The sequence below is a fragment of the Nocardia sp. NPDC004604 genome (assembly GCF_040609795.1).
GTDB lineage: Bacteria > Actinomycetota > Actinomycetes > Mycobacteriales > Mycobacteriaceae > Nocardia.
In genome coordinates, this window is the sequence record NZ_JBEXLC010000301.1 from 1 (window position 1) to 3203 (window position 3203).

Sequence of the window (3203 nt, forward strand, 5' to 3'; positions counted from 1 at the left end):
GGCGGCGATGGAGATGGCGGTCTCATCGGGGGTGTGGGCGTTGAGGTCCAGGCCGAGTGGGCTTTTCATGCGAGCCAATTGATCGTCGGTGACACCGGCCGTGCGGAGGCGTTCGACGCGTTCGTCATGTGTGCGCCGGGAGCCGAGCGCGCCGATGAAACCGATTTCCTCGATTCCCAACGCCGCCACCAGCATCGGCACATCGAATTTGGTGTCGTGGGTGAGCACGCAGACCACCGTGCGTTCATCGATGCGTCCGGCGACGTGCTCGGCGGTCAGATACCGGTCCGGCCAGTCGACGACGACCTCATGTGCCGAGGGGAATCGGGCTGGGGTGGTGAAGGTTTCGCGGGCATCGACGACGGTGATCCGGTAGCCGAGCTGACGGCCGGTGCGGGCGAGGGCACGGACGAAATCATTGGCGCCCGCCAGGATCATGCGGGCCGGAGCGGCAAAGGTCTGGACGAACACGCGAGGGCGCGGCGCTCGGACCGTCTCGCATTCATCCGAGCCGACCACGCCGCTGCGTCCGGCGGCGAGCAGTGCTCGCACGTCGCGGTCGACGCCACGCCACGGCTCGGAATCGCCGAGCCGCAAGAGTTTCCAGTCCGGGGCCGCGTCCAACGTGCTGGTCAGCGCGACCGGCTCGTTCGCTGCGATGGCCGCACGCAAAGCCGACAGCACCGATAGCCGTGCGTCATCCACGCGTTCGACGAAGACCTCGATCTCACCCCCGCAGGTCAAGCCGACGGCGAATCCATCGGCCTCGGCATATCCGAATCGATCCGATACCGCATGCCCATTGGCCAGCACCTCCCGCGCGGACTCGACGACCGCGGCCTCGACGCAACCGCCCGATAGCGACCCGAGCACCTCGCCGTCCGCGGTGACCACCATGGCCGCGCCCAACTCGCGTGGCCCGGGCCCGGTTGCATCCACGATGCGGGCCAGCGCCACCGGCCCTCGATCGGCCAATTGCACCATCTGTTCGAGCATTGTGCGTACGGCCGCGATCCTTTCCCTTGCGGATCCGCACCGAACCGAATGCTGAGCGATGTGAACGACAGCAGTGCCGTCCAGCCTAGCTACCGACCAGTTCCTATGCGCTGCGGCCGGGGGAAATGCGGTGTGGCGTGCTCGGTGTCGGATTCGGCCACCGGACTGTCCGAAAGCAAGCGTTCGGCTTCCTCGGCCAAACGCGCCTGCAGATCGGCGACGGTCAGATGGGTGTGCTCGGTGCGCTGCCGGAGCCTCCTGGTGACCACCGCGGCGATCACGATGACGACCAGCACCACACTCGCGATCACGATTGCGTTCATCGTCGTACCCTCGCGACCTTGCGAGTGCTGTTGCGCGCGACCGTCATTCGACGACCTCGCGCAGTTGGAAGCCCGCCGGGATATCGCCGGTGTGGAAGTACGTCGCGAATACCTCCGCGGCATATTCGGCGTCGAAGACCTCATCGGGGTATACGCGCAGCAGATCGGGCCCATTCGGCACGTCGACGCCAGGATGACCGAGGCGATCGCCGGGCAGGCCGAGCAAGTACCGGCGTGGCGTCCCGTCGACGATGGCGCGCAGTTCGATGGCGAGCACGTCGGCCGAGCCGACGCACTGCACGGCGTTCGTACCCGGCGCGGCGCTGATCGCCGCGGTGATCTCCGCGGCGGGCATCGGGGACGGCAGGCGAGTGAGATTCACCGAATACGAGTCGTAGCCGTCCAGTCTGCGCAGCGGGCGCAGGAAATCGACCACGGCGTCGTCGGGGCCGATGAAGACCTTGAGTCGATTGCTGTAGGTCACGCGATGGGTGGCGGTCACCGGTCGCGCCGTCGGGGCGCCCGCGTTGCGAGCCGAGCCCGATCCGCGTTCGGGCCGGGCAGCCATCGACGCGGAACCCGCTCGCGCCGGACGTGGAACATTCATTCGGACCTACCTGCCACCGTTGGTTATCGACTAGCTAACTCAGCATCGCGGGTGTCGAGCCGAGATGGAAGGTATTGGTGACGTGTGACACATCACGGTTTCATTGCGAACTGGTGTGGGCCACCTGCGTTCTTCGGACGCGATCGAATATGCGGCGGCCCAGCGCGACTCACCGCCGCGCATCGGGCGCCGTCTGCTATTCGATTGCCAAAAGGTGTCCAGGAGTCCAACGGCTCAGCGTCGGAGGCCCGGAATCGGTCTGGGTTCGGCGTCGTGCCGGTACACCGGGGTGAGTAGATCGGCATCGACCGGCTCCCCGGTGGCGCGGTCGTAGCGCACCGCGACGAGCACCGAAAACAGGTGTGTGGCAGCGCGTTCGTGCAGCGTGGCCAATCTGGTTGCGAGCAAACGGATCGCGCCGAGTGAGCCGGGCGGATGCAGCCCGTCGATGATCAGGGCGGTACCGCGGCCGTCGGGGCGTGGGAGGCGGGCGATATAGGCAATGTCATGCGGTTCCGGGCCGCCCGGTCGGTATACCCTTCTGGCCGCGCGATCCTCGATGCCGCGCCGGGCATCCCCGGCCCTGGCCACCGCGCGCCGCAGCCGCGGATCCGCCGCGATGAGCTGACGCACACTGGGGGACAGTTCGGGCCCGCCGAGCACGATCAACCCGTCGCGATTCAGATCGACGGGTCGGCCCGGCAGGAAGTGCTCGACGGCCGCGGTGAAGCCGAGCTCGCGCAGCAACTCCACCAGTCGCTGCGCCGCGCTCGGGTCCGGAGCGCCCAGCACTCGACCACTGCGAACCTCGGGAGCGATCACCGTGAGCGACCCGTGCCCGAAGAACAGACCTTCCGGTGCCGGACCCTGGGTACTCACCTGATGGATCCGCGCGCGGGAAAGTCCCGCCGCCGCACCGATTCTGGCGAAGGTCCAGCCCTCGGCATGTAGTTCCCTGATCACCGCTCTGCGGATACGGGTCAGTTCGTTGATGGTCTGTTGGGCCGCCGCCACCCCATCGGTGGCCGCCTTGAGTCGCTCGACTTTATCTTCGATCGCGAAAACGCGCGCCACGTCATCGGCCGACATGTGCGAAGTCTAGACATCTCGACACCGTGATGCGTCTAGTCTTCTTGACTTAGTTGAGTTTTCCAGGTTAGGCAACTCCCACGGAGCGAGTCTTACGAGCGACGTTCGCGGCCCGTCTCGCGTCCGAGTAGTCGAAGCGCATGCGCCGTATAAATCAAAAGTATAACTTGGTATAATTATCGGGTTAA

Annotated in this window: 4 protein-coding genes; all 4 read right to left on the reverse strand. The window is 66.2% G+C overall.

What is annotated here, in order from left to right; translation table 11 throughout:
* On the reverse strand, window positions 1-996 hold a 996-nt coding region (locus ABZW16_RS43535; RefSeq protein ID WP_354962024.1), incomplete at its 3' end, for an XdhC family protein.
* A gap of 89 nt (window positions 997-1085) precedes the next feature.
* Complete coding sequence (locus tag ABZW16_RS43540; RefSeq protein ID WP_354962025.1) at window positions 1086-1319, reverse strand: hypothetical protein; 234 nt, start codon at window positions 1317-1319, stop codon at window positions 1086-1088.
* 43 nt (window positions 1320-1362) lie between these two features.
* The gene (locus ABZW16_RS43545; protein ID WP_354962026.1) at window positions 1363-1821 is read right to left on the reverse strand and encodes a hypothetical protein; all 459 of its coding nucleotides are present in this window, start codon (window positions 1819-1821) and stop codon (window positions 1363-1365) included.
* Between the two features lie 339 nt (window positions 1822-2160).
* Window positions 2161-3015, reverse strand: a complete 855-nt coding sequence (locus tag ABZW16_RS43550) for a hypothetical protein (RefSeq protein ID WP_354962027.1) — start codon at window positions 3013-3015, stop codon at window positions 2161-2163.
* Window positions 3016-3203: the final 188 nt, after the last annotated feature.